21 protein-coding genes are annotated in these 26,434 nt (G+C 66.1%); 13 read left to right on the plus strand and 8 right to left on the minus strand.

Annotation, left to right across the window (positions count from 1 at the left end; genetic code table 11):
- Positions 1-64: 64 nt before the first annotated feature.
- Together GGQ80_RS07415 and GGQ80_RS07420 are read left to right on the plus strand one after the other, a co-directional pair.
- Positions 65-445 carry a hypothetical protein gene (locus GGQ80_RS07415; protein ID WP_183983260.1) on the plus strand — a complete coding sequence of 127 codons (381 nt, stop codon included), beginning with the start codon at positions 65-67 and terminating at the stop codon, positions 443-445.
- A gap of 12 nt (positions 446-457) precedes the next feature.
- Complete coding sequence (locus GGQ80_RS07420) at positions 458-1,084, plus strand: SOS response-associated peptidase (RefSeq protein WP_183983262.1); 627 nt, start codon at positions 458-460, stop codon at positions 1,082-1,084.
- On the opposite strand, the gene GGQ80_RS07425 is transcribed toward GGQ80_RS07420, so the two are convergent.
- On the minus strand, positions 1,077-1,358 hold the full coding sequence (locus GGQ80_RS07425; RefSeq protein ID WP_183983264.1) for a DUF427 domain-containing protein: 282 nt from the start codon (positions 1,356-1,358) through the stop codon (positions 1,077-1,079). The genes GGQ80_RS07420 and GGQ80_RS07425 overlap by 8 nt on opposite strands.
- 134 nt (positions 1,359-1,492) lie before the next feature.
- Between GGQ80_RS07425 and dinB the strand changes: the two genes are divergently transcribed.
- Genes dinB through GGQ80_RS07440 form a run of 3 tightly spaced genes read left to right on the plus strand, consistent with a single transcriptional unit; the run spans position 1,493 to position 4,022 of the window.
- The gene (gene dinB / locus GGQ80_RS07430; protein WP_183983266.1) at positions 1,493-2,575 is read left to right on the plus strand and encodes a DNA polymerase IV; all 1,083 of its coding nucleotides are present in this window, start codon (positions 1,493-1,495) and stop codon (positions 2,573-2,575) included.
- Complete coding sequence (locus tag GGQ80_RS07435; protein ID WP_183983268.1) at positions 2,572-3,135, plus strand: alpha-ketoglutarate-dependent dioxygenase AlkB; 564 nt, start codon at positions 2,572-2,574, stop codon at positions 3,133-3,135. The genes dinB and GGQ80_RS07435 overlap by 4 nt, the downstream gene beginning before the upstream one ends.
- A gap of 20 nt (positions 3,136-3,155) precedes the next feature.
- Entirely contained in the window at positions 3,156-4,022 is an 867-nt protein-coding gene (locus GGQ80_RS07440) for a 3'-5' exonuclease (protein WP_343050929.1), read from the plus strand.
- A gap of 1 nt (position 4,023) precedes the next feature.
- Here the strand turns inward: GGQ80_RS07440 and GGQ80_RS07445 are convergent, their stop codons facing one another.
- The 4 genes from GGQ80_RS07445 to GGQ80_RS07460 all read right to left on the minus strand — a co-directional run bounded on the left by GGQ80_RS07445 (position 4,024) and on the right by GGQ80_RS07460 (position 6,895).
- Complete coding sequence (locus tag GGQ80_RS07445; RefSeq protein WP_183983272.1) at positions 4,024-4,563, minus strand: hypothetical protein; 540 nt, start codon at positions 4,561-4,563, stop codon at positions 4,024-4,026.
- A gap of 69 nt (positions 4,564-4,632) precedes the next feature.
- Entirely contained in the window at positions 4,633-5,496 is an 864-nt protein-coding gene (locus tag GGQ80_RS07450; protein ID WP_183983274.1) for a 3'-5' exonuclease family protein, read from the minus strand.
- Positions 5,497-5,547: 51 nt separating this feature from the next.
- The gene (locus GGQ80_RS07455; RefSeq protein ID WP_183983276.1) at positions 5,548-6,201 is read right to left on the minus strand and encodes a hypothetical protein; all 654 of its coding nucleotides are present in this window, start codon (positions 6,199-6,201) and stop codon (positions 5,548-5,550) included.
- A 40-nt stretch (positions 6,202-6,241) separates the two neighbouring features.
- Complete coding sequence (locus GGQ80_RS07460; protein WP_183983278.1) at positions 6,242-6,895, minus strand: hypothetical protein; 654 nt, start codon at positions 6,893-6,895, stop codon at positions 6,242-6,244.
- Between the two features lie 503 nt (positions 6,896-7,398).
- On the opposite strand from GGQ80_RS07460, the gene GGQ80_RS07465 reads away from it, so the two are divergent.
- From GGQ80_RS07465 to GGQ80_RS07485, 5 genes are all read left to right on the plus strand, one after another.
- Entirely contained in the window at positions 7,399-8,070 is a 672-nt protein-coding gene (locus GGQ80_RS07465) for a hypothetical protein (RefSeq protein ID WP_183983280.1), read from the plus strand.
- A 425-nt stretch (positions 8,071-8,495) separates the two neighbouring features.
- Positions 8,496-9,680: a hypothetical protein gene (locus GGQ80_RS07470; protein WP_183983282.1), complete on the plus strand. Its 1,185-nt coding sequence runs from the start codon at positions 8,496-8,498 to the stop codon at positions 9,678-9,680.
- A 486-nt stretch (positions 9,681-10,166) separates the two neighbouring features.
- On the plus strand, positions 10,167-11,450 hold the full coding sequence (locus tag GGQ80_RS07475; RefSeq protein ID WP_246346933.1) for an MFS transporter: 1,284 nt from the start codon (positions 10,167-10,169) through the stop codon (positions 11,448-11,450).
- A 35-nt stretch (positions 11,451-11,485) separates the two neighbouring features.
- Positions 11,486-12,604, plus strand: coding sequence for a glycoside hydrolase family 68 protein (locus tag GGQ80_RS07480; RefSeq protein WP_183983286.1), 1,119 nt, complete (start codon positions 11,486-11,488; stop codon positions 12,602-12,604).
- A gap of 4 nt (positions 12,605-12,608) precedes the next feature.
- Positions 12,609-14,789 (plus strand): alpha-galactosidase, encoded by a 2,181-nt coding sequence (locus GGQ80_RS07485; protein ID WP_343050930.1) that lies wholly within the window; start codon positions 12,609-12,611, stop codon positions 14,787-14,789.
- A 15-nt stretch (positions 14,790-14,804) separates the two neighbouring features.
- On the opposite strand, the gene GGQ80_RS07490 is transcribed toward GGQ80_RS07485, so the two are convergent.
- The 3 genes from GGQ80_RS07490 to GGQ80_RS07500 form a co-directional block, all read right to left on the minus strand.
- Positions 14,805-15,818, minus strand: coding sequence for a LacI family DNA-binding transcriptional regulator (locus GGQ80_RS07490; protein ID WP_183983288.1), 1,014 nt, complete (start codon positions 15,816-15,818; stop codon positions 14,805-14,807).
- 83 nt (positions 15,819-15,901) lie between these two features.
- Entirely contained in the window at positions 15,902-18,439 is a 2,538-nt protein-coding gene (locus GGQ80_RS07495) for a TonB-dependent receptor domain-containing protein (protein ID WP_183983290.1), read from the minus strand.
- Between the two features lie 115 nt (positions 18,440-18,554).
- Complete coding sequence (locus GGQ80_RS07500; RefSeq protein WP_183983292.1) at positions 18,555-20,060, minus strand: tryptophan halogenase family protein; 1,506 nt, start codon at positions 20,058-20,060, stop codon at positions 18,555-18,557.
- A gap of 167 nt (positions 20,061-20,227) precedes the next feature.
- On the opposite strand from GGQ80_RS07500, the gene GGQ80_RS07505 reads away from it, so the two are divergent.
- The 3 genes from GGQ80_RS07505 to GGQ80_RS07515 all read left to right on the plus strand — a co-directional run bounded on the left by GGQ80_RS07505 (position 20,228) and on the right by GGQ80_RS07515 (position 26,431).
- Positions 20,228-21,871, plus strand: coding sequence for a DUF885 family protein (locus tag GGQ80_RS07505; RefSeq protein WP_183983294.1), 1,644 nt, complete (start codon positions 20,228-20,230; stop codon positions 21,869-21,871).
- Positions 21,868-23,454 carry a DUF5597 domain-containing protein gene (locus tag GGQ80_RS07510; protein WP_183983296.1) on the plus strand — a complete coding sequence of 529 codons (1,587 nt, stop codon included), beginning with the start codon at positions 21,868-21,870 and terminating at the stop codon, positions 23,452-23,454. Before GGQ80_RS07505 ends, GGQ80_RS07510 begins: the two co-directional genes overlap by 4 nt.
- 94 nt (positions 23,455-23,548) lie before the next feature.
- Positions 23,549-26,431: a TonB-dependent receptor domain-containing protein gene (locus GGQ80_RS07515; RefSeq protein ID WP_246346934.1), complete on the plus strand. Its 2,883-nt coding sequence runs from the start codon at positions 23,549-23,551 to the stop codon at positions 26,429-26,431.
- Positions 26,432-26,434: the final 3 nt, after the last annotated feature.

Consider the following 26,434-nt stretch of genomic DNA (forward strand, 5'->3'; position numbering starts at 1 on the left):
TCACGTGTTCGCTTTATGTTCCGTATTTCTTGATGAAGGGTCAAGGCGTTGCGGAGCCGAATCGATGAACCGAACAGCAGGGGACGGCCCAGGCACCAGCACGCGCCATGCCTCGTCCAGTAGCGACTATGACCATGTCGGCCGCCGCCTGCGGACGCTCGAACAGTGCGCGTTGCACAAGCGGACGCTGCGGCTCACCTGTCCCGAATGCGGCCACATCCGCGTCCTCGACGCCGTGTCGCTGTGGTGGCTGTTCCATCGGCGTGGCTGGGAGGACACGCTGCCGGCTGTCTGCGGAAGGCTGCACTGCGCGGCTTGTCGGACACGGGACGGGCTCAAGGCACGACCGCGGATCACCGTGGGCCGCGATCCGCCGACGGGCGAACCGCTACCCTATCCCGACGCTGCGACCTGGAAGAGGCTTGTGTCGCGCTATCGCTCGTGATCGAACGGTAGAATGTGCAATCTTTACAGCCTGAAGGTCGATCCGCGCGGTTATTTCGACGCGCTGGCCGCCGCCGAGGACCCGGCCAATACCCTGGCGGTCGAGAAGGATTACGCTGCCCCCGGCAAGCCCGGCTTCGTCGTGCGGCAGGAGGGCGGACAACGCGTGCTCAGCACGATGCGTTGGGGCTTTCCGACGCGCAAACCCCGCAAGCGGCCGGCGCGGGAGGGTGAACTGCCCTTCCTCTACGACTGGTGGACCAACGCGCGGAACATGCAGAGCAACATGTGGAAGCCGTGGCTGTTGAAAGCCGAGCACCGCTGCCTCGTGCCCTTCACCCGCTTCGCCGAGCCGAAGGCCGTTGCCGACCGGCAGGGGCCCGGCGACACCAATTGGTGGTTCACCGTCGCTGACCAGGAGACACCGTGTTTCGCCGGCCTGTGGAAGTTCGACCAGGACCACGACCGCGTCTACGCCTTCTGCACCACCGAGCCCAACCCGCTGGTCGCGCCCAAGCACCCGAAGGCGATGCCGGTCATCCTGCTGGCCGAGGATCAGCAACGCTGGCTGACTGCGCCCGTCGAGGAGGCGATGGGGCTGCTGACGGCATATCCATCGCAGCTGATGGGCGTCAGCTGACCGTCACGCCTTTCCAGAACGCGACCCGGTCGCGGATCGCCTCGGCCTTGGGCTTCGGGTCGGGATAGTACCAGACGGCGTCGGCATTCTCGGCGCCATCGACGTCCAGGTTGTAGTAATGCGCCGTGCCCTTCCACGGGCAGACCGACGTCGTGGCGCTGGGCCGGAGCACCGACTGGTCGACCGAATCCGCTGGGAAATAGTGGTTGCCTTCGACCACCACGGTATCGTCGCTCCTCGCGATCACCGCGCCGTTCCAACGTGCCTCGACCATCGTTGCGTCTCCTTTGCACGGGTACAGGTCGGGCGGGGCGGGCCCATGGTCAAGCCGATGCACCCCCGATGGCATATTCTCCAGCGCTCTCGACAGAATGTTCCCAATCCGTTCCGCCTGCGGTAGAAGGCGCCATGGCGGTGCGCAAGATCATCCACGTCGACATGGACGCCTTCTTCGCGTCGGTGGAGCAGCGCGACGATCCGTCGTTGCGCGGCAAGCCGGTCGCCGTCGGCCATGCCGCCGCCCGCGGCGTCGTCGCCGCCGCGAGCTACGAGGCGAGGGCGTTCGGCGTCCGCTCGGCGCTGCCGTCGGTCACCGCACTGCGTCGCTGCCCCGACCTCGTCTTCGTGCCGCCGCGCTTCGAGGTCTATCGCGACGTATCGCGCCAGATCCATGAGGTGTTCGCGCGCTACACCGACCTGATCCAGCCACTGTCGCTCGACGAGGCGTATCTCGACGTCACCGCGAACAAGCGCGGGCTGGACACAGCCTGGCTGACTGCCAAGGCGATCCGCGCCGACATTCTCGCCGAAACCGGGCTGACCGCGTCGGCGGGTGTTTCGTACAACAAGTTCCTCGCCAAGCTCGCCTCCGACCATCGCAAGCCCAACGGCCAGTTCGCGGTGACGCCAGACATGGGCGCCGCCTGGGTCGAAACGCTGCCGGTCAGCCGCTTCTACGGGGTCGGGCCGGTGACCGCGGAGAAGATGAAGCGGCTGGGAATTGAGACGGGCGCCGACCTCAAGGCGAAGTCGCTGGCGTTCCTGCAGCAGCATTTCGGCAGCGCCGCGGAATGGTATCATGCCATCGCGCGCGGGCAGGACGACCGCCCGGTCAATCCCAACCGGGTGCGCAAGTCTTCGGGATCGGAGACGACCTTCGACCGTGACCTGACGCAAGCGGCGGAGATCGAGGCGGGCGTGCTCAGGATGGCGGACGACGTGTGGTCGTGGTGTGAGAGCCGCCAGGCGTTCGGCCGGACGGTGACGGTAAAGGTAAAATATGCCGACTTCCACCAGATCACCCGGCGTCGCAGCCAGCCGTTGCCGGTCATAAACCGCCACGCACTGCACGCCGCCGCGCTCGCGCTGATCCGGTCGGTGCTGCCGACGCAGAAGGGCATCCGGCTGGTCGGGGTGACGGTGTCCAACTTCGCCGGGGTTACGACCGATGCCGCCGACGAACTGCCGATCTTCGTCGAGGCGGCGGCATGATGCTGGACCTGTTCGACACGCCGCTGCTGCCGGGGCTGGCGCAACGAGCGTCGCTGATCAGCGTGCAGGAGGAGCGCCTGCTGATCGACAACATCGATGCCACCGACCTGGCGCCGTTCCGGTTCCAGGGCTGGACGGGCAAGCGGCTGACGACCTCGTTCGGGTGGAGCTACGATTTCGAGGTGGGCCGCCCCAAGGACGCTCCGCCGATGCCGGACTGGCTGCTCCTGATCCGTGACAGGGCGGCCAGGTTCGCCGGGCTGGCGCCGGCAGCGCTGATCCAGGCGCTGCTGATCCGCTACGATCCGGGCGCGGGGATCGGCTGGCATCGCGACCGGCCGATCTACGGCCATGTCGTCGGCCTGTCGCTCGGCGCGCCCGCCACCATGCGCTTCCGGCGCCGACGCGGCGACGGGTTCGATCGCGTATCAATGCCGCTCAACCCGCGCGGCGGCTATCACATGACCGGTCCGGCGCGACACGAATGGGAGCATAGCATCGCGCCGATGGAACAACCGCGCTGGTCGATCACCTTCCGCAGCCTGGCAGACGCGCGATGACCGGCGTGACGGGCAGACCCGTGACGGAGCAGGCCGGCGGCATCGACGCACCCGATTTCGTCGTCGTCGACGTTGAGACGTCCTGCTCGCAGGTGAGCAGCATCTGCCAGATCGGGATCGTCGGCTTCAAGGACGGTCGCGAGACCTTCGCCTATGAGACGCTGCTCGATCCCTGCGACCGCTTCTCGTCGTTCAACACGCGCATCCACGGCATAACTGCCGATCATGTGATCGGCGCACCGACCTTCGCTGACGCCCATGCGATCATCGCGGGCCATCTGTCCGGCCGGATCACCGTCGCGCATTCGTTGTTCGACAAGGGCGCGCTGGCCGCCGCCTGTCTGCTCCATCGGCGCGATCCGATTGAGGCGACGTGGCTCGACGGCGTGCGCGTGGCGAAACGGGCATGGCCCGATCTACCGAGCCATCGGCTCAACGTGCTGACGCGCTTCCTCGACCTGCCGCACAAGCATCATGACGCGCTGAGCGACGCGCGGGCGGCCGGCATGGTGATCGTGCGCGCCATGGAGCATACCGGCATGAACCTGGCCGGCTGGCTTGCGCCGAGCAACCCGCCCCGCGCCAAGGCACCGCCACCCGCGCTGGACGGCCCGTTGAAGGGCGAGCGCATCTTCATCCTCGGCGAGGCCCGCAACGGCCCCCTCGCGCGCCGTCTGGCTGGCGAGGGGGCACGCATCATGGCCGGGGTTGGAGTCAGCACGACGCGGCTGGTGATCAGCGACAAGCAGCCTTTCGGACGCTTCGTCACCACGCACGCTCAGTATCGTCAAGCGGTTGCGCTGCAGGGCGAAGGCGTGCCTATTGCCATCTATAATGAGGTCGACATGAAGTGCGGACCGAGCACCCATGCCGCTGTTGTCACCTAGATCACGCTGCCGAACGAAGGCTTTCCATCGGCACGGCCTCGGCCAAGGTCGCGCCGGCTGGGATGAAGCGTGATCCCGATAGGTGGATCCCGTGTACCTGCCCGGCGATTTCTCGCCAGCGACGATGAGCCCGCTCGATTCCACGCTTGATCCTGCTGCGTGGTGGCAGCGGAGACACGGTCAGGACCGAGCGGGGTCCGACCGACCAGCGCTGCGTCGCGGTCAGCAGCTCGATGCGGCTGTCATCGCTGGCAAGCCAAGGTTGCACGTCATCGTGCCAGTCGACGTGGACGATTGCGCGGGTGAACAGCGAGATATCGAACGGCCCGTCGACTATGGGGAGGTCGAATGCCACCAGCACCATGTCTTGGCCACTTTGCTTGACGATCGCGGCGACTTCGAGCGCGCCGGCGAGATCCTTGCGCCCGCTTGAGGCGAAAGCCGTTGGATCCCCGATGGGAGCAACTTGTGGGTAGCCCATGCCGACACGCAATGCGTGAGTCCATGCCTGCATAGTGTCGATCGAATCGTTGATGCTCATGTCGATATACTCCTTAAGGCCTTGGCCCCGATTTCTTTTCCGCCTCGTCGTAGAGGCCATCACCGTCGCTCAGCTGCAGGGTGCGGGTGCGAGCGCTCCGAGCTTTTGGGTTTCGGCTGCGAGAGCGGCAGCGACGATGTCGTCGCCATATTGCCGCCAGTCGGCGGCATAGGGGCGGTGGCCGCAGTGCTCGGCGACGAAGCACGAGATTCTTCGCGCCGCCTCCAGCGTCGAGACGGTGCCGCCCAGCAGGTGCCGCCATCGCATCAGCAGCATGCACGTGGTCAGCACGTCGCCCTCCGCGACGGCCTTCACCGACGACCATTTGCCTTGATCCATTAGACCGCTGACCAGATTCGGGCGGCAGGTCAGCTTGGCGGGAATACCGATCTTGGCCGCGACCTCGGCGAGATGCGGCGGCTTCGCGCCAGCACACATCTCGGTCATGAGGTCACAGTGCCCGCTGGCCTCGCGTCGCCACGGTGAGTGCAGGCCGGCCAGAGATGTTGGCAGTCGCAATCCCGCGGCCGCCGCAGCGAGAAGAATTTGCGGCACGTCGGCGTAAAAACCGCCCCAGGTCGTCAGTTGTACGTTCTGCAGCGCTTCCATGTCGGCGAGGAAGGCTCCGACGATCCCGGCCTCGTCGAACTCTGGGCAGCCCCTGGTCTCCATGCGGACAGGACGGAGGCCGTCGTCGCCATCGGTAAGCACGAGCCAGCTCAGAGCCACTATTTGCTGACACGGCCAGCGTGGCGTCGCGCGGGGATCATGCCGGCGGTCACGTGGATGAAGATTGGCAAGGTCGGCGGGCGTGCAGCGCTCGGCAGCGAGGTAGCGATCGTGGACGGCATGGTCGTAACGGGTTTCGGCATCGAGGACGACGACATAGGTGGGCTTGTCGGTCTTCCAGATGCGGGCAGGATCGAGGTACATGGTTTGTCTCCTGTCGGACGTAATGTCCGTCTTGGTTGGGACGGCGTGAGATCAGCGGGCCGGGCGTTGATCGGCTCGCCACCGGTCGAGGGCACGAAGCGCTGCCTGGGCTGGGTGGTCGGCGTCGTCGAAGTCACCAAAAAGCCCGGCCCAGGCTCGCCAACCGGCGATCGCCTCTCCGACCAGCTCGATCGCAGTGGCATCAGGACATGGCAGCAGGACCGCGGGTCTTGCCGCCTCGCATTCATCGACAGGTGTGCCCAGCGGACATAGGCACGGCAGGTGACGCGCCCGCGCTTGGCGAACGCTCCAGGTGTGGCCCCGTGGTAGATCGCGCCATCGTCCTGCGATATCGGCCGCCGTCGCCCGGATACGCGGGTGCCGCTCCGGATCAGCTAGTGCGAGCAGGCGGCGAGGGACCGAGCCCCAATTGTCCCAGCTGATGACGGCGCCTGCTGCCGGGATCTGCGGCTCCAGCCAGTCGAGGAGATCGGCGACCTCAGCCTCTTCGCCAAGGCAGCGGGCGTCGGCGGAGAAGCGGTGGCCGCTATCTTCCGGTGTGACGGTAAGCGTGCCGACACCGACGAGGAGGCGGGCATCCGGGCGGTGTCCCGCGGCGGGACAGGCGCCGATGGTACGGACAGCGAGCGCGATCGAGGTGGGCGCAAAACCGCGCTGGTCGATCGTAAGATCGATGAAATACATGGGCGTTTCCTTGACTATGGCCGCAGTGCGGCCGGGGTGATCAGGCGCCGGAGAACAACAGATCAGCGACGTGAGCCCTCGCGGCAGGGTGATCGGCCTGTTCGAGCCACACACGGAGTTGGTCACTCATGGCGTCAGCGATGCTGCGCCCGACCTGATTGATCGAGGCGAGCCGCTGGAGGAGCAGCCGGAACGCTGCGATCGCGTCCAGTCGCGCTTGCCCTTCGATGCACGCGACGTCACCCCGCACCCAGTCCCGGAAGGCCTTGGCGGGCTCCGCGGGCGCGCAGATGATGCCCATTTGCTCGCATGCCTCTCGGAAGGACGCTGGCCTTCCGGCGCTGCTCGCCGACAGATCGAGCAAATATTGGCGATGGCAAGCCGTCATCGCGCGGAGCGCGGGCGCGTCGTCTCCACCCGGGAGACTGGATAACGACGTGATCGCGGCCTTGAGCCGGTAGCCGGTGATCGTCGCGCCTTCACGGATCACGTGTTGGCCAAGCCACGCGAGTAGTTTCTCCGCCATGTCCGTGGGTTTCAGGATGCAGCTGTCGAGGCTAAAAATGACAGCAGTTCCGCGCAGCTCGGCGGTCAGAATGGCGACGCCGACGGGTATGCGCTGGTCGATGCCGAGGTGACGGCCTACGTCTAGTTCGACGACGTGCAACGCCGTCAGGATGTGTGATGGAAGCATGGGCAGTGGGCTCCGGATGCGCGCGATCGACCCCAGCCGCACGAGACGGTGAGATTGACGACGCGGATGCAGGGGTGACCGGCATGGGCCGGCGGACGCTGAAGAGCCGAGGCTAAGGCACCGCTTTCTTGCTTTTCCTTCGCCTCAGCGCTTCACAACATTTTATTTGCGATCGCCCTTCCGACTGCGGTGACCAAATCCTACAAGGGATAAGGTGGAGCATCGGCCGACCATCGATACCTTATCGCGTCGCGGTCCCGTGTGGGGGGCGCGGCGATAGTGCTGGCGTTGATCTTTGCCATTATGCGGAGCCTATTGGCCGCGCTGCGGGCTGTCATGACGGCTGTCTTCGTTCGTGCGTTCAATGACGTATGGAAGCGGAGCCTGCGGCGGAGGAGGCTTCCGCCCCGCCGTACCGCGTTTGAGGCGTATCCCGCCGCTGTATGGGCGGCACCCTGACCGTTCCTCGTCTCAGCCCAGCGACGTAATTCGACGAGGTAACGATGATCGAGGATACAACCGGCTCTTGCGAGCCGAAGGGTGCAGTCGCGCCCGCGATGGACAATCAGGCACGATCGCATTCGCATGAAGGCGTCAGTCTGACGGCTGATGGCGCAGTCACCGTAGCGGCGATGGAGGACCTCAGCGACTGGGTGCTGTCGGTCGCCCAGCGCTGCAGGGACAAAGTCGCCGCGACGGCTCACAGGGTCGCATGTTTGCGAGCAGCTCGGGGTGGAACCTCAGGCTCATCCCAGACGGCGGGAACTTGCCTCGCCCATCCGCGAACGAAAGCGGTTTCGCTAGCAAACGAGCATCGCTCGATCCTCGCACATCTCGCCGATGCACAGGAGGAACTGGCGACGCTGATGGTCGTCACGATCGACAAGATATTGGAAGTCGACCTCTACAAGGCCGACTTAGTGCGGTGTGAAGCCGCGCAGGCGCGGAAACGCCGTGAAGATGAGGAACGGAAGCTCAGCGGGTTGTGGCCGGAGGCAAGAGCGACCGTCGCCACACTCGCGAGGCTGGGCGTCCGCGAGGGACATTGGTCGACGCTGACCCGAGCGACCGAAGAGAAAATCGCTGCGCTGATCTTGGCGGACAATATGGCAGCCAAGATGGGATCACCTGATGATCCCCGTATTGCTGGCCCACGAAGCCGGAGGGCCCGGTGATGCCCTCACAGGGACCGACTTCGTCGGTTCGAACGCCGCGGCGCAGCCGCTCTCCCGCGCTAGCGCTGGACCGCGTGAGCGGGACACCTCTCGACCGCCAGGTCGATCCAACGCCCGACAGGGCGCGCATACAAGTTTCGTGCTTGCACAAACTTGTAGGTATTGCGCCTTTCGTCCCTAACGTCGGCCGAAAAGCCGCAAGTAACAGGATTAGAGCCACGCGTCGGGTGAAAACCGGTCAAGCTGCTTTTCATTGCTGCCGGCAGCCTTTTGTCGGCCTGAAGGCGAACGCGCTACCCGTTTCGGATGGTCGGTGAGGCCGCTCGTTAGATCCTGACCAGGATCATGATCTGTGACTCACGCGACGAGGTTGGGCGCGTCGAGGGCAGCCCCTCCGTCGGGTGATAATCCAAAAGGAATGAGAAATGAGGAAGTTGGAAGAGAGCCTGGTCAAGCAGGCGCTGACCTCCAAAGAATACGCCGAATACAAACAGTTGTCTGCGCGTGTTGCGGAAAACAGCCGGAGCATCCCGACGCTGCTTGAGGCCGGCGTTCCGCTGGAGGACTGGTGGCCGCACTTGGCCAGCGCGGTCGCGCCGCGGCTTGCGGACGCTCATGCTGCGGCAGCAGCCGATCGTCGGGAAAAGAACGCTGCCGAGATGCCGTGGGTGCACCGGGCTTCGCCTGCTCAGATGCTGAAGGACATCGAACGCCTGAGCTGGTACAATGAGCGCATTCGCTCCTTCGCGCATCAGATGACGGTCAAGCATGCCGTCTTGGGCGAGGCGCTTGAGAGCCAGACCGTGGCCGCTCGTGCTCTCCTTGAGCGGCAACAACGTGCTCTCGGCGTCGTCTTCACGGCATTCGTGCGGCGCCTCAAGGACGCGGGTCTCAAGACCCAGTGCGTCAAGGACCTCTCGCATGACGCCATCATGGCGCTGGTGGAGGCGCTCAACGGTGAGCATGAGGTTGATTTGCTCTCGGTTCTTGGTGTGCGCAGCTCACACCGGCGGCTGAGCGATACCGAGATGGCCGAGTTGGATGCGGAGCAAGCACGGCTGGATGCCGAGCTTCTTGATCTGCAGGCCTATGCCGCCAACGCCGTGAGTTCCAACGCGCCAGAGGAACCGGTGAGCGCGCCTCCAGTCGAGCAGCAGATTGAGTCTTGGGATTATCAGAACGGGCCACTTCCCCGAGAATGGTGGTCGGCGGCGCAAGAGACGCCGGCATCGTACGAATGGAGATATCGTCGGATCCGGCCGGATGAGGAGGATGCCATACTCGGAATGGAACTGCCGGAGGCGCACGACTGGGCGGCTTTGCGGCGCTGGGACCGGCTGTTCGCGGAAATCTCGTTGGAGCCGATCAGGGTCGCGAGGGGAGCAGACAACAACATCCGCGATCTTTTGAGCGCCAAGCGAGGATGCCATCCTGACGAGATCGACGGCAATCTTGCTAGGGCGTGGGTGTTCCTGCTTGGCGCCAGGGTCATGGCACAGACCACCTTTATCCGGCTGTTCAAACCACGGCACTTCGAGGGCATTGTGGTGCCTTGCTATGCAAGCGGTCCCAACGTCGTGCGGGAGCTGCACTGGACTGGCGCTGAATGATTGGGTTGATGGGCCCTCGGCAGCTCACGATGTCCTTGCAGCTGTCATCTGTAAGTGTATCAGGTAGGTGGACTTGAACGGTGTCGAGCGCGGTTTCCCGTCGTTTCTGAGAGTGGAAAAGTTTGGCTGGGTGTCCTGCCGCCCCAGCCAACCGCAGAAATCCGAGCGAGTGGGCGGGCGGTGATCGAGCTGGTTGCCGACCAGCAGGGATGGTCTTCGGCACCTGTGAAATCGCGCGTCTGCTTATGTCAGGGGCGGCGGCTCGAATGATCGGCTGATGCTTCGTGAGAAGTGGGCAGGTGCGGCAACCAGTAGGGGGCCGGCGGCTGTCGATCACTGCCAACGATAGTCACATGCAATCGATTGTTGACCTTCTCCAAGAGCATCATTAAGCCAATCCACGGCACCTCGATAATGGGCCGGCGGGAGAGAGCGATGCGTTTTCCGGATTCGAAACCGCAGCTTTCGCTCCCGCGCATTCTGGAAATGAACCTGGGGTTCCTGGGCCTGCAGTTCAGTTTCGGGCTGCAGCAAGGCAATATGGCCCCGATCTACAGCTATCTCGGCGCATCGGAGGCGGCGTTGCCGCTGCTGCAACTGGCGGGGCCGATGACGGGGCTGCTCGTCCAGCCGCTGATCGGGGCGATGAGTGATCGCACCGACAGCCGCTTCGGTCGGCGGACGCCCTACTTCCTGATCGGCGCGCTGCTGTGTGCGTTCGGGCTGTTCTTCATGCCGCTCAGCCAGTCGCTGCTGATGGCGGCGTCGCTGTTGTGGATCCTCGACGCCGGCAACAACATCACGATGGAGCCGTATCGCGCCTATGTCTCGGATCGCCTGGACGAGAGCCAGCACCAGATCGGCTTCCTGACCCAATCGGCCTTTACCGGGCTGGCGCAGATGCTCGCGTTCCTGACGCCGTCGATCCTGGTGTGGGCGGGGATGAACCAGGACTGGGTCGATGCGCACAATATTCCCTACACCGCGCGGATCGCCTTCATGGTCGGCGCCGTCCTGTCGCTGACGACGATCATCTATTCGGTGACGCGGGTGCCCGAACTGCCGCTGACGCTGGCCGAGCGGGCGCGGATCGCCGCGGAGCCCAAGGGGCTTGGCGCGGTGCTGCGCGAGATCGGCTCGGCGATCGTCCAGATGCCGCCCGCCATGCGCAAGCTTGCCGTGATGAGCCTGTTCCAATGGTATGCGATGGCCGCCTATTGGAACTACATCATCTATTCGATCGGCCGTTCGGTCTACGCCACCGCCGATGCCACCTCGACCGGCTTTCATTCGGCGGTGCTGACCAATGGCGAGATGGCCGCCGGGTACAATGGCGTCGCCTTCGTCGCGGCCTTTGCCATGGTGCCGGTCGCACGGCGGATCGGCGCGGCGTCGCTCCACGCGGTCTGCCTGACCCTGGCAGGGCTCGGGATGCTCGCGCTGCCGCAGGTCGCCGACAAGTGGATGCTATTCGTCCCCGCGATCGGCATCGGCATCGGCTGGGCCAGCATCATGGGCAACCCCTATGTCATCCTGGCAGGCTCGATCCCGCCGGAGCGGACCGGCGTGTACATGGGCATCTTCAACATGATGATCGTCGTGCCCATGCTGCTGTTTTCGGTGACGCTGCCGCTGGTCTACCAGCCGTTGCTCGGCGGCGATCCACGGCATGTGCTGACATTGTGCGGTGTGCTGATGTTCGCCGCGGCCGTCGCCGTTTTCCGTGTCCGTGAGCGCAACGCCGACGGACTTCCCGTCGGTGCCACGTAACCCGCCTGACCGCATCGATCAGCCAGGATTTTCTCATGACCGCTTGGACCCGGCAGCAGGCCGCCGCCGCTGCGACCACCCCCGATGCGCGGCTGCCGGTGATCGGGGCCGACGACGTCGCCCCGATCGATCCCCAGCGCGACCTGTGGGACATGTGGCAGATCATGCGCGCCGACGGCAGCACCGCGATCGTCGACGGGCGCCAGTGGTGGTTCTTCCTCGCGGTCCCGCGCGCCGCTGACCCCGAGGCGCGCCATGACGTCGCCCGCATCCGCCTCTATAGCCGAGGCGGCGATGGGTGGCGCGACCACGGCGCCGCCTTCGCGGATGGCTTCTCGCCCGGATCGCGCGAATGGTCGGGCAGCGCGGTGCTGGCCGACGACGATGCGACGCTGACGATGCACTTCACCGCATCCGGCTGGCGGGATGGCGGGCCGCGGTTCGCGCAGCGGTTGTTCGAGACCATCGGGCGCTTCGACCATGGCCGGCTGTCGGAATGGAGCGAGCCCGTCGAGACGGCACGCGGCGACGGCATATTCTATCGCATCGCCGACGAGGATGCGCCCACCGACGACCGGATCAAGGGCTTTCGCGATCCCGGCTATTTCCGCGACCCGGCGACTGGACGCGAGCACATCCTGTTCACCGGATCGGCGCCGAATGTTGCCGATGTCCATGATGGGGTGATCGGGCTCGCCACGCGCGAGGGCGATGGCTGGGCGATGCGACCGCCGGTCGTTACCGCGATCGGCGTCAACAGCGAGCTGGAGCGACCGCATATCGTCGTGCGCAATGGCCTCTATTACCTGTTCTGGTCGACGCAGGCGAAGCGATTCGCGCCCGGTGTCGATGCGCCGACCGGGCTCTACGGCATGGTCGCGGCGGCGATCGAGGGACCGTGGCGCCCGATCAACGGCAGCGGTCTCGTCGCCGGTAATCCCGTCACCGAGCCGTTTCAGGCCTATTGCTGGTGGGTGACGGGCGAGGGCGAGGTGATCAGCTTCGTGGATTACTGGGGGCTGGCGGGCGGCTCTCCGGCGCAAGGCGTCGACTATCGCCGCGAGCAGTTCGGCGGCACCGCCGCACCGATATTTCGCCTGGCATTTGCCGGCGACGTAGTACGCCTGGTCGCCGGTGACGGACTGGAGGGCTGACGTGGTGGCTGAGGTGACGGCGCCAGCCGGCGCGACGGTGTTCCGGCTCGACGGCGCCGGGGTGACCTATGCGATGGGCGTCGACGACAAGGGCTATCTCCAGCCGCTCTATTGGGGGGCGTCGCTGGCCGCTGACGATCCCCTGGGCACGGCCGAGTTCGCGGCGGCGGGTGCGCCATCGCCGGTGAGGTCGTTCGGCGAATTGTCGGGCTTCGATCCGGCAGGCTCGGTGACGCCGCAGGAGTATCCGGGGCAGGGCGAGGGGATGGTCAGCGAGCCTGGCGTCAAGGCGGTGTTCGCGGATGGCAATCGCGACCTGGTGCTGAAATATCGGTCGCATCGCATCGATGGCGAGACGCTGATCGTCGATCTCGCCGACATCCGCCGTCCGCTGACGGTGGAGCTACGCTACACGATCGATGCCGACACCGGGATCATCGCCCGGTCGGCGAGCGTGCGCAACGGCGACGCGCGGCCGGTGCGCATCGACCAGATCGCCGCCGCCGTCTTCACGCTGCCGGTCGCCGACGACTATCGCCTCCATTACCTGACCGGTCGCCATGCCGCCGAATGGACGAAGAAGGACGTCGCGATCACGCCCGCGCTGACCGTCCTCGAAAGCCGGCGCGGGTCGACCGGCCACGGCAACAATCCCTGGTTCGCCATCGGTCGCGATGGGCTGACCAGCGAGGAAAGCGGACCAGTCTGGTACGGCGCGCTCGCCTGGTCGGGATCGTTTCGGATCAGCATCGGCCAGGACAATCTCGGCCGCGTGCGGATCGCCGGGGGCTACAACAGCTACGACTTCAGCTGGACGCTTCAGCCGGGGGAGACGCTGGAGACGCCGGTGTTCTACGCAGGCTACTCCGAAGCCGGCATGGGTGACGCCTCGCGCCGCTTCCATCATTTCCAGATGGCGCACATCATTCCCGACGGTGCCGAGGCCAAGCTGCGCCCGGTGCTCTACAACAGCTGGGAAGCAACCGCGTTCGACGTCACCGAACTTGGGCAGAAAGCGCTGGCGGAAAAGGCGGCGCGGATCGGCGTCGAGCGCTTCGTCGTCGACGACGGCTGGTTCGGCGCCCGTAACGGCGACGCGGCGGGCCTCGGCGACTGGACGGTCAACCCCGCCAAGTTTCCCAACGGCCTGAAGCCGTTGATCGAAAGGGTGAAGGCGCTCGGCATGGACTTCGGCCTTTGGGTAGAGCCGGAGGTGGTCAACGTCGACAGCGACCTGTACCGCGCGTACCCGGATTGGGTGCTGAACTACCCCGACCGGCCGCGAACCGAGGGGCGCAACCAGCTGGTGCTGAACCTCGCGCGCGACGACGTGCGCGACCATCTGCTTGACTGGCTCGACCGGCTGGTGAGCGAGAACGACATCGCGTTCCTGAAGTGGGACTATAACCGCAATTGGACCGAGGCGGGCTGGCCCGAGGTCCCTGTCCAAGACCAGCAGCGCGTCTACGTGCGCTATGTCCGCAATCTCTACCACATCCTCGCCGAGCTGCGGCGGCGCCATCCTGGGCTCGAGATCGAGGCCTGTTCGGGTGGCGGCGGGCGGATCGACCTCGGCATCCTCGCCTATTCCGACCAGGTCTGGACGTCGGACAATACCGACCCTGCCGAACGGCTGATGATCCAGGACGGCTTCACCCAAGCCTATGCACCGGCGGTGATGATGGCCTGGGTCACCGACAGTCCCAATTGGGCGAACGCCCGCGTCACCTCGCTCGACTATCGCTTCCTGTCGTCGATGCAGGGCGGGCTCGGTATCGGTGCCAACTTGGACCATTGGCAGGAGGAGGATTTCGCCACGGCCGCCAAGTGGGTAGCGGCGTACAAGACGATCCGCCAAACCGTGCAGCGCGGCCGGCTCTATCGCATCGAGCCGCCCCGTCGCGACAGCGCCACCTCCGCGACGATGTATGTCGCGCAGGATGGTCGCCAGGGCGTCATGTTCCAGATGCTGCACTCGTCGATGTGGCGCGACGATCCGGCGGCGAAGCATCCGCGTGGGCTCGATCCCGCGCGCGTCTATTGCTTGTCGATGCTGGGGGGCGGCGCGTTGCCAGAGGGGATACCCCAGCAAGCCAGCGGCGCCTTTTGGATGTGGAAGGGGCTGAACGCGCCGCTGAAGGGCGATTTCGCGGGCGCTGCGTTCTTGTTCGATGCGGTGGATTGACGCGGGGGCGGTCGCCTAGGCGCTGTCGCGGATGATGAGCTCGGGTGTCATCTCGACCGATGGCGCGTCGGCACCGGCGATCCGGTTGAACAGGGCGTCGAGCATCGCTGCGGCGCCCGCGGCCAGATCCTGGCGCACCGTCGTCAGTCGTACCCTGGTCTGCGCGGCGAGCGGCAGGTCGTCGAAACCGGTCACCGCGATGTCGTCCGGCACGCGCCGACCGCGCGCCTCCAGCGCCTCGATCGTCGCCAGCGCGATGACGTCGGACGCGGCAGCGATGCCGTCGATGTCGTCGACCCGGTCGAGGTTCGCCGCGATCTCCGCGGCCATGATGTCCGAGGCCAGATGCGTGTCGAGTTGGACGGGCGGGGGCAATCCGGCGGCATTGGCGGCGGCGCATAGCCCCCGGTGCCGCTCGATCAGCTCCAGCGTGCGTATCTCGCCCATGAACGCGAGCCGGCGGCAGCCACGCTCGATCAATCGCTCGCCTGCCAACCGGCCGCCAGCGAAATTGTCGACGCCGACCGCGCAATGGCGCTGGCCGGGCAGGGCGCTGCCCCACACGACGAGCGGGCGATAGCGGGCCGCCACCGTCTCGATCACCGCCAACTGGTCCGACTGGCCGATCAGCAACACTCCGTCGAGCGTGCCCGACATCGCCAGCTCGTCGAGCCAATCGTCGGCGTCGGGGACGACGCGCGACAGCATCACGTCGTAGCCGCGCTCGGTGATGCCGTCGGCGAGATGCCCGAGCAGCGCCATGAAAAAGGGGTCGGACAGATGCTGGCGCCGTTCATGCCCCAACGGCACCGCGACGCCGATGACGCCGGTGCGTTGGGTGCGCAGCTTGCGCGCCATCAGGTTCGGACGAAATCCGTGTTCGGCGGCGATATCGATGATGCGGCGGCGAGTCTGCTCGTTGACGAGCGGGCTGTTGGCGAGCGCGCGCGACACCGTCGCGGCGTTCACGCCGGCCAGCCGCGCGACGTCCTTCAGGGTTCGGATGGGGCGCTCGGCCTCGGTCGTCATCGCCATGGCATAGGACGATGGCGTCCCGCAAAAAAGAGCGGAACCACCGGGAGGGGTGGTTCCGCTTCAAGGGGGGGGGAGGATCAGAAGCGATAGCGGATCGAGCCGGTGACCGTCCGTCCGTAGAGCGCAGTGTTGTTGAACACCGCCTGCGTCGACGACAGGATCGGGAACAGTCCGCCGCCGCCGCGGAAGCCCAGCTTGTCGAACACATTGTTCGCGTTGACGCCGATCTCGACGTTGGGCACGGGCCGCACCGTCACGAAGGCGTTGACGAAGGTCGACCCCTTGATCTTGTACAGGTTGAAATCGTCCGAATAGGTGCTGGTCTGGCCGTTGACACTGAACCCCGCGGCGACGAAGCCGGCATCGTAGGACGGCGACACGACGAACAGGAACTTGGGCAGCCCGCCCGGTACCTTGTCGACCAGCGCAGCGGTCGCGCTACTGGTGATCTTCGAGTCCGAATAGGTCGCGTCGACCGCCAGGTTGAAGCCGCCCGTCGTGACCCGGCTGCTGAACTCGACGCCATAGGAGCGATAGCTGTTCGAGATGTTGGGATTGTTGTTGGGTGCAGGATTGTTGATGCGCGTGAAATCGTAGTTGTTCTCGGTCAGCGTCGAGTGGAAGCCAGTGACCTCGACGGAGTAGGATGCGCCGAAGATGCCGCCGCGCTGCTTCAGGCCGATTTCCTGCTGCTGCAGGAAGTTGACCGATCCCGCCTGCCCTTGGGCATTCAGGCTGCCATCGGCGTTGAAGTTGCCCGACAGGACGCGCCGATCGGCGTTGAAGCGACCGCCGCGGCTCGCGCGGGCGAAGATGCTGGTATTGCGGCCGAACGCGTAGAGCGCGCCGACCGACCAGCTGACGTAATTGTCGGTATAGTTGATCTTCTCCGGCGTGGTGCTGAGCACCAGCGACGGCAGCCGCGCCGTGCCGAGCGCATCGCCGGCCACGATCGTCGGACCGGCGCCACCGCCCTGCGCCGTGCCCTCGCCATGAACGCTGTCGTAGCGCACCGAGGCGTCGAGGTTCAGCCCGCCCACTTCATAGCCAACCTGAAGGAAGGGGGCGACATCCTTGTAGTTGAGGTCGACGCGGCGGGCGCAGCAGCTGCCCCAATTGTCGTTGAAGCCCGCCTGGCCCGCGGCGGTCAGCTGCGTACCGGTGGTCGAGAACAGGTCGAGCGGGGCGGCGTTCTCGCCGTTCAGCTCGCTATACTGGCGGTTGACATGCCAATCCTGGACGATGTTCTGGCTCATGTAGAACACGCCGCCCGTCACGGTGGCTTTGCCCGATCCGACGTCGAACTTGCCGGTCGCCGTGAAGTTGTTGGCGAAGTTGTTCATGTCCTTCATCAACGTGTTGATGTTCGGATTATTGTTGATGTAGGCGCCGGTGTAGAGCTGGCCGAGCAGCGGGCCGGCGGCATAGCGGACCGAGCCGACCGTCTGCCCGTTCACCGTCGATCCGATCAGTCCACCGGTCCCGGTGCGCGTCTGGACGTTGATGAACTGCGTGGTGAAATTGCCCTGGATCCACTGGTAGCGCAGCGAGTCGTCGAGCGTCAGCCAGTCGGACGCCTCATAGTGGAACTGGCCGCCGAGCCCGGTGACCCGCGGTCGAATGCCCTGCACCCGCGCGCGATCGAGCTGGCCGCCATAGTTGAGGTACTGAAAGCCGCGATTGTAGATCGAATAGCTCGATCCGGAGCGGCCATCGAACGTCGGCAGCGGCGCGAAGCCGGTCACCTCGTTGCCGCTCAGCGTCGCGAGCGACGGGGTCGTGGTGTTGGTCGGCGCCTGTTCGTCGAGCCGCTTGAAATAGAGGCGGATGAAGCCGCGGTCGAAGTCCTTGGTGACGTTGCCCTTGAGCTGATAGCCCTTGAGGATATCGAAATTCTCGTTGGTGTAGCCGCCGCCTCGGCGGGCGTAGCCGCCGACGTGGAACTTCCATCCGTTCCCCAGCGGCGCACCATAGTCGAAGTCGAGACGATGCTCGCGGAAGCCGAGGCCGTTCGAATAGGCGACCTGGCCGCCCGCGGTGTCGCCGGTCTTGCTGATGAAGTTGATGACCGCGCCCGGCGCCTGGCTGGCGAAGGTCGAGGCGCTGCCACCGCGAACCGCCTCGACGCGCTGGATGTTCTGGTCGAAGCGCAGCCAATAGTCGTTGTTGCCGAAGTTGATGTCGCCGAACAGGACATCGGGCAGTCCATCCTCCTGCAAGGCGACATATTCGGAGCCGCCGGTCGACACCGGAATGCCGCGCACGCCGATGTTGGCGTTGCCGCCCGGGCCCGCGGTATCGCTCGGCTGAAGACCGGGGATGTTGCGCAGGATTTCCGCGGTCGAGCGCGGCGTGAAGTTCTGGATCGATTCCTGGCTGAGCTGCGACACCGAGATCGACGAACGGAAGCGCGAACGCTCGCCGGTCGAGGCGGTGACGACGATGTCGTCCGACGAGGCGAGGGCATCGGGCGTCGCGCCCTGGGCGGGATCGGAGGCGGCGGCCGGTGCGGCCGGGTCAGGGGCGGGGGCGGTCTGTGCCTGGACCGGCATGGCGATCAGTGCCGCCGCCATGGCGGATGCTGAACTACATGACTTGAGAACGAACGCCCGCATCATTTCCTCTCCTGATCGCTCCCCGATTCGAGGATGCCTGGAGGCGGATTATGCTGCGCTACAAACGTTTGCAATTAAAAATTGCAATTGATTGCATGGGTACAGGCCACGCAGCCTACGCGGCGGCGCCGATCCGCTCGATCCAAGCGCGGTGAGACGGCATTGAATGGGCCATCTGCTTGATAGCGGTCGCAAGCTTGCCGACGAACGCCTGGCTTGCCGCCGGGTCGGCGACATGGGCGAGCAGGGGATCTACCGCGTCAGGCAGAGCCCCCTGGCCGACATGGACCGCTAGCCAGCTCGGCGGCCCGAAAAGGTCGTTCTCACGCTGAACCAACCGGCCGGCGCGACGGAAGTGATCGATCTTGGTGGCGAGCGAGTCGGGGATGTCCATCTCGCTGCAGGCGCGCCACAGCGGTTCGCTGCGGCCGGCGTTGAGCTTGTAATGGAGGATCAGAAAGTCGCGGATCCGCTCGAATTCCGCGATGCCGACGCGGTTGTATTCCTCGATCGCGATCGGATCGGGCTCGCGCGTCGGCAGATAGGCCAGCAACTTGGCGATGCCCGTCTGGATGAGGTGGATCGACGTCGATTCGAGCGGCTCCATGAACCCGCCCGCCAGCCCGATCGCGACGACGTTGTGGTTCCAGAAGCGCCGCCGCCGTCCGGTGACGAAGCGCAGGAACCGCGGGTCGCCGAGCGCCGGCCCGTCGAGATTGGCGACCAGCGTGGCCGCCGCCTGATCATCCGACACGTGGCTACTCGCATAGACATAGCCGTTGCCGGTGCGATGCTGGAGCGGGATCCGCCACTGCCAGCCGGCCGCACGCACGGTCGATCGGGTATAGGGCGTGAAGCCATCGCCGCCGGTTTCGCACGGCATGGCGACGGCGCGGTCGCATGGCAGCCAGTGGGTCCAGTCCTCATACCCCGTCGCCAGCGCGCCTTCGATGAGGAGCCCGCGAAAGCCCGAGCAGTCGACGAAGAAGTCCGCCGCAAGCTGCCGGCCATCGTCGAGGCGAACCGCCGTGACGTCGCCGCTCTCGCCGTCGCGATCGACACCCGCCACCTTGCCTTCGACGCGGACAACGCCGCGGTCCTCGGCATAGCGTCGGAGGAAACGGGCATAGAGGCCGGCGTCGAAGTGATAGGCGTAATCGAAGGTCGAGGCGACGCTGCGCGGATCGGCCATCGGCGCCGCGAACCTCCCTCGCTTCGCTGCGCCCCAGGCCATCGATAGGTCGTCGAGTGGGGTCTGCTCGCCAGCTGCGTGCGCTGCCAGCCAGTGCTGATGAACGGCGATGAGGTCGAACGGCTTTCCGAAGGTGCCGAAGGGATGGAAGTAACGGTGTCCTGCGCGGCCCCAACCGACGAACTCGATGCCCAGCTTGAAGCTGCCCTTTGTCGCCTTCAGGAAATCGGCCTCGGCGATACCCAGCGTCTCGTTAAACAGCGTGATCGGCGGAATGGTCGCCTCGCCGACGCCGACCGTGCCGATATCCTCGGATTCGACCAGCGTGATCGTGCAACCGCGCGGCATGGCGTGGGCGAGCGCCGCCGCGGTCATCCAACCGGCCGTACCGCCGCCGACGACGAGAAGGGAGCGGAGGGGTTCTGGCATGTGGGCACGTCTCTCGGAAGGTTGCGGCGAGCTTCGATCGCGCCGCAATCAATTGCAAGCGTTGGTCTTGTCCGCTGCCCCACGATCAGGCCCGCCCATCTCGCTGCAAAGCTTGACCTCCTTATCGTATACTATATCAGTGATGGCTCACCGTGGGGGCGACGGCGATGCGCAAGGCGCTGATGGTCGGGGTAGCATTGCTGATGGCAACGCCATCGAGCCTCGTCGCGCAGGTGCCACCGCCTCTCGCGGACGTCGCAAAGGCCTGGGGATCGGTCATCGCGTCGCCGCCGGATGCGGGCGCGGACGCCTATTTCCATGCTGCCATCGCGCGCTTGGCGGGTCGGTTGGCCACGACCCGGGCGATGCTGGCGGCAGTCGATCGCGCTGCCCTGACGCCAAAGGCGCGGACCAGCGCCGCCTTGCTGCAAGCGCAGATGGACGGGCTGGATTTCCAGCTGCGCGTGCTCAAGCCATGGGCGCGCGATCCCAATTTCTACGCGACGGTGATCGCGGAGCAGAGCGACGTTCCGGCGCACGAAGGGTCGTTCGCGTCGGTGATTGACCTGTGGCGCTATCGCTATCCGTTGTCGGTCGCCGACGCGCGCCGGCTAGACGCGCAGTTGAGCGACATTCCGGCGCTGCTCGACGCGGCCAGGACCAATCTGGCGGGCAGCACCGCGCATGATCTGTTCGCCTACGGCAGCCGCGCCTTCCACGATCAGGCGGAAACGCTCGCCCGCTTCGAAGCTGGAACGCTCGAGCTGCGTAGCCTGGAGGGGCGTCGCACGGCGGACCTGACGGGCGAGGGGCGGCGACTGCTGCCCGCGATCCGCGCGGCGCGGGCGGCGAGCGAGCGGTTCGCCGCCTGGGTCGAGGCGGAGGCGCCGAAGCGCATTGGGCCATCGGGCGTCGGCCGCGCGAATTACGACTGGGCGGCGCGGCACGTTTATCTCTCGCGCTATGACTGGGCGGCGCAAGAAGTGCTGCTCAAGCGCGAGCTGGCGCGCGCCTGGGCCGGGCTTGCTGCGGAGGAGGTGCGGAACCGCGGCCTCCCGCCGCTGGCGATGCCGACCGACCCCGCCGCCTTTGACCGGGCGTCGGCCGAGCGGGCGCAGCGCTTCACGCGCTTCCTGATCGACAAGGGGTTCCTCGCCGACACGCCCTATTATCGCGCAGCCGTGCCGGCGCAGCTGGTGCGCTGGACACCGCCGGCGCAGCGTAACTTCTTCGCGCATGTCGTCGCGGTCGATCCGTTGCCGCTCTACAGCCACTTCTTCCATTGGACCGAGTTGGCGCGGCTCGCGAACGAGCCCAACGCCGATCCGATCCGGGCCGGTGCGCTGCCGTTCAACATCTGGCTCGATCGGTCCGAAGGCGTCGCGACCGCGATGGAAGAGATCGTGATGCAGGCGGGGCTGTACGACGATCTGCCAAGGGCGCGCGAGCTGGTGTGGATCATGCTCGCCAATCGCGCCGCGCGTGGGCTGGCGTCGCTTTACGTCCAGGACAATCGAATGACGCTGGCCGAAGCGGGACGGTTCCACGCACGCTGGACGCCGCGCGGCTGGTCCAATCTGGCGAGCCCGCTGGTGGCGTTCGAGCAGCTGCTCTACCTGCGCCAGCCCGGCTATGGCGCAAGCTACATCGTCGGCAAGGTGCAGCTCGACGATCTGATCGCCAGCCAGTCGGAGCGGGCCGCGCGCGCAGGCAAGCCGTTCGACCTTGCCGCCACCATCCGCGACCTCGGCAAGCCGGGCGTCATCCCGCTGTCGCTGGTCGAAGCCGAGCCGGAGAGTAGTGGACCATGACCCGTGTCGCCCTTGCCCTGGCGGCTGCCATGCTGGCGTCGGTGGCGACGCCCCTGTCGGCCGAAGAGATGCCGCGGCTCGAACGGCGCGACGGACGCACGATGCTGCGCGTCGACGGCAAGCCGTTCTTCATCCTCGCCGCGCAGCTGCACAATTCGAGCGCCTGGCCCGACGAACTGCCCCGCGCCTGGCCGGCGGCCGAGGCGTTGGCCGCCAATACGATCGAGGCGCCGGTCTATTGGGAGCAGGTCGAAGCGACGCAAGGCCGCTACGACTTCGGCCATGTCGATGCGTTGGTCGCCAAGGCGCGGGCTACCAACAAGCGCCTGATCCTGCTGTGGTTCGGCACCTGGAAGAACGGCCAGGCCCACTATGTGCCAGCCTGGATGAAGGCCGATCCCGTCACGTATCCGCGGATGATCGCGAGCAACGGCCAGCCGGTCGAGGTGATGTCGCCGCATGCGGAGGCGAACCTCGACGCCGACCGCAGCGCCTTCGCCGCGCTGATGCGCCATTTGAAGGCGATCGACGGCACGCAGCACAGCGTGATCGCGGTGCAGGTCGAGAATGAGCCCGGCTCGATCGGCGCGGTGCGCGATCATGGACCCGTAGCACAGCGAGCCTTCGCCGCGCCGGTGCCCGCCGACATCGCGCAGCGGCTGGGCAAGCCGGTGGGACAGGATTGGCGCACGACCTTCGGTGCGGATGCCGACGAGGCGTTCGCCGCCTGGGCGACCGCACGCTACATCGATGCCGTCGCCGCAGCCGGCAAGGCAGCCTATCCGCTGCCGGTCTACGTCAACACGTGGCTGCGCTACAAAGACAAGAAATACCCCGGGATCGACTATCCCAGCGGCGGCGCAGTCTGGACGATGTTCGACCTGTGGCGCGCGGCCAGCCCGTCGGTCGATTTCATCGGCACCGATATCTACACCGAGGATGCGGGCGAGTATCGCAAGGTGCTCGACCAATATGCGCGCGCCGACAACCCGTCCTGGGTATCGGAGACCGGCTTCGACGCGGCGACCGCGCCGTTCCTCTTGTATGTCCTGGCGCGCGGCGGCATCGGCTTTTCGGTGTTCGGTATCGACCAGGACCCGGCAACGCCTGCGGGTGAGGCGGCGGTGGCGGCGCACCGCGCCAATTTCGCGCTGCTCGATCCGATCCGCGACATCGTCGCCCAGGCGGCGTTCGATCGCCGGCTCTATGCCGCGGTCGAGGAGCCGGGGCGTGCCAAGCAGTCGATCGACCTCGGCGGCGGCTGGCGCGCGGATATCGCCTTCGGCCCGCCGCCCTGGGGCGATACGCCCGCGATCCTCGCCAATTCGCCCAAGCAGAGTGGCAGGGTGATGATCGTCAAGCTACCCGACGGCAGCCTGCTCGTCAGCGGGATCGATGCCCGCGTCGAGCTGCGCCGCGACGAGAGCGACGGCCGCCACGGCCAGCTGCTGCGCGCCGAGGAGGGCGCGTATCAGGCCGGTGTCTGGAAAGCGCGCCGGTGGCTGAACGGCGACGAGACCGATTACGGCTTCAATTTCGGCGCCGCGCCGCGGCTCGTGAAGGTGACGACCGGAACATATTGAATCGCGATCGAAGGCGGCCCGCCAGAGGCATGCCGAGGCGACGACGCAGGGGAACCAGGGAGATCAACCGGACATAACGAAGGGGACCGATCACATGAGCCTTGCAATGCTGTCGCTGCGTCACCGCGCCCGCCTGGGCGTCGCGTTGGGCGCCATGCTCGCATCGATGCCGGCCTATGCGCAGACCACCGCCGCACCCGCCGATCAGACCGGCGCCGCGACCGCCGACGAGGGCGAAACCGTCGTCGTCACCGGGTCGCGCATCCGCCGCGATCCGCTGGCCCAGGCGGCGCCGCTGACGACGATCGACAATGCCGACATCGCGCGTACCGGCCTGTCGTCGATCGGCGACGTACTGCAACGGCTCCCGGGCTCGGCGGGCGGGCTCAACTCGCGCTTCAACCGCTCGGGCAACAACGGCAATCCGCCCGATGGCGGCGGCGTCGGCGCCGGCTCGGCGGAGATCGACCTGCGCTATCTCGGCAGCCGGCGAACGCTGGTGCTGCTCGATGGACAGCGCTTCATCAACGGCACCGCGGCGAGCGGCGTGCCCGGCGCGGTCGACCTCAATGCCATTCCCGATAGCATGGTCGAGCGGATCGAGGTGCTGCGCGACGGCGCGTCGACGACCTATGGCTCGGATGCGATCGCGGGCGTCGTCAACATCATTACCAGGAAGCGCCAGAACGGCTTCCTTGCCAGCGCCCAGGTGGGTGCCTATCCGCAAGGCGACGGCGTCACCCAGAATTATCAGCTGAGCTGGGGGCACCGCGACGAGGGGGCGGGCGTGTCGTTCGTCGCCGGCGTCAACTACATCAAGCAGGGATCTGTCTTCGCCGGCGATCGCCCTTATTATTCCTTCCCCAATCCCGGCGCGACCGCCTGTACCACCAGCTGCAGCTCGGGCACGCCCAATGGCCGCTTCCTGGTCAACAATCCGGTCACCGGCGTCGGCATGAACCTGACGCTGAAGTCGAACCCGCTGACCACGCCGCGCTTCGACCCGGCGAACCCGACGGGCGCGAACAGCGACTTCAAGCAATTCACCGTCGCCGACCGGTTCAACTTCCGCCCCTACAACTATCTGCTCACCCCGCAGGAGCGGTTCGGCGCGTTCATCAATTTCCAGGGCGATCTCGGCGACAGCGTCCGCTTCAGCACCAAGGTCATCTACAATCGGCGCACGTCGGACAATCAGGCGGCGCCGTTGCCGCTGTTCGTCGGCCCCGATGCGGGTAACGGCAACCTGCTCGACACCATCTCGATCGACCGGACCAACCCGTTCAATCCGTTCGGCGTGACGCTGGCGGCGGGCAATGCCGGCCTTGCTCGCAACTACGACTTCATCGGCCGCCGTTTCGTCGAGAACGGCCCGCGGCATTACAGCCAGGAAGTCAACACCATGTACATCGGCTCGACGCTGGACGGGCAGATCCCGATCGGCGCCGGCACCTGGTACTGGGACGCGAACGTCATCTATGCCGAGAATTCGGCGAAGCAGGTGGCGCACGGCAACGTCAACGCCGCCAATCTCGCCCGCGCGCTCGGACCCATATCGCAGTGCACCGGCAGTTGCGTGCCGTTCAACATTTTCGGCGGCGCCGGCTCGATCACCCCGGCGATGATCAACTATGTCACCTTCGAGCAGCGCGACCGCAGCGAGCAGGCAATGGTCGACGCGACGTTCAACGTCACCGGCACGCTGTTCAACCTGCCCGCAGGGCCGCTCGGCCTGGCGGCGGGCTATGAATATCGCAAGCAGATCGGATCCTTCACCCCCGACCCGATCGTCGCCGCTGGCCTGGGCTCCGACATTCCCGCGCAAGCCACCCGCGGCGGGTTCGACGTCAACGAAGTCTATGCCGAACTCAGCATCCCGGTGCTGAAGGACGTGCCGTTCTTCCGCCTGCTCGAAGGCTCGTTCGCGGCCCGCTATTCGGACTATTCGACCAGCGGCAGCCGGACGACGATGAAGGGTGGGCTTAGCTGGAAGCCGATCAACGACCTGCGCCTGCGCGGCACCTGGGCGCAAGGCTTCCGTGCGCCGAGCATCGGCGAGCTGTTCGGGACGCCCTCGCGCTTCGATGGCGGGGTGATCGATCCGTGTTCTGACTTCAACAATAACGGCGCCTCGGCCACGGTGAAGCAGAATTGCATCGCGCGCGGCGTGCCGGCCAACGGCAGCTACGTCCAGACCAACCAGCAGCTGCCGATCCTGACCGGTGGCAACCGCGCGCTGCGGCCCGAGACGTCGGAAAGCTGGGTGGTAGGCGGCGTCTACAGCCCGTCGTGGGCGAACGGCATCGGCCGGCTCACCCTCGAGGCGGATTACTATACGATCACCGTCGACAACGCGATCTCGTCGATCGGCGCCGACGTGCTGCTCGCCAACTGCACCCAGACTAACGATCCGGTCGCGTGCGGTGCGATCACCCGATCGACCTCTGGCGCGATCACCCAGATCCGCGGGCTGCTGCAGAATATCGCGTCGTTGAAGAGCGAGGGGCTCGACCTGATCCTGTCCTATCGCTCGCCGTCGGTGGGGGCGGGGACGTTCGGGCTGACCTGGTCGAGCAACGTCCTGTTCGAATATTCGACGACGCTGCCGACCGCCACCGGGAGCAGCAAGCTGGAGCGGCAGGGTACCGAGCGCGGTGACCAGGCCTATCCGCGCTTCAAGAGCAACGCGACGCTCGACTGGTCGAGTGCCGCCTTCACCGCGGCGCTGACCGGTCGCTACATCGGCCGAGTGACCGAGCCGGCGTACGACAACCGGGTCATGCATCCGATCCTGTATCTCGATGCGCAGGTCGGGTGGACGCCGGGCATCTGGGACCAGCGACTGTCGCTGACGCTGGGCGTCAACAACATCCTGGGCAAGCGGGCGCCCGATTGTCTCAGCTGCGGCGGGTTCGATCCGACGACCTACGACCTGCCCGACCAGTTCGGCTATGCCCGGATCGCGCTGAAGTTCTGAGGT

The sequence above is a fragment of the Sphingomonas jinjuensis genome (assembly GCF_014197105.1).
In the GTDB taxonomy this organism is placed as follows: Bacteria; Pseudomonadota; Alphaproteobacteria; order Sphingomonadales; family Sphingomonadaceae; genus Sphingomonas; species Sphingomonas jinjuensis.